This is a genomic window from Neobacillus cucumis, from assembly GCF_023715505.1.
This window is the reverse complement of the sequence record NZ_JAMBOH010000105.1, coordinates 1-476: the sequence shown is the minus strand read 5'-3', so window position 1 is coordinate 476 and position 476 is coordinate 1. Positions and strand designations below refer to the sequence as shown.

1 protein-coding gene is annotated in these 476 nt (G+C 66.6%); it reads left to right on the top strand.

All coding sequences use genetic code 11. The annotated features are described in order from the left end of the window. Positions 1–476, top strand: a 476-nt coding sequence (locus tag M3226_RS31600; protein WP_251573427.1) for a glycine--tRNA ligase subunit beta, incomplete at both ends; no start/stop codon positions are given.

Below are 476 nucleotides of genomic sequence, written 5' to 3'. Positions count from 1 at the left end.
ATTCATGACGTACCAGCGCCCGGACGGCTCGGACGTGAAGTTCGTGCGCCCGGTGCATCGCCTGACGGTGCTGCACGACGACCGCATCGTGCCCGTCACCGCGTTCGGCGTCGACGCCGGCGACACGACGCTCGGCCACCGCTTCCTGTCCGACGGCCTGGTCGCGATCCAGCACGCCCGCGCGTACGCCGACACGCTGCGCGACAAGGGCCGCGTGATCGCGCACTTCGCCGATCGCCGCGAAACGATCCGCACGCAGCTGAACGAACATGCGAACGGCGACACGGTCGTGATGCCCGAATCGCTGCTCGACGAAGTCACGTCGCTGGTCGAATGGCCGGTCGTCTACCCGTGCCGCTTCGAGGACGAATTCCTGCAGGTGCCGCAGGAATGCCTGATCCTCACGATGCAGACGAACCAGAAGTATTTCGCGCTGACCGACGTCGCCGGCAAGCTGCGCTCGCGCTTCCTGATCG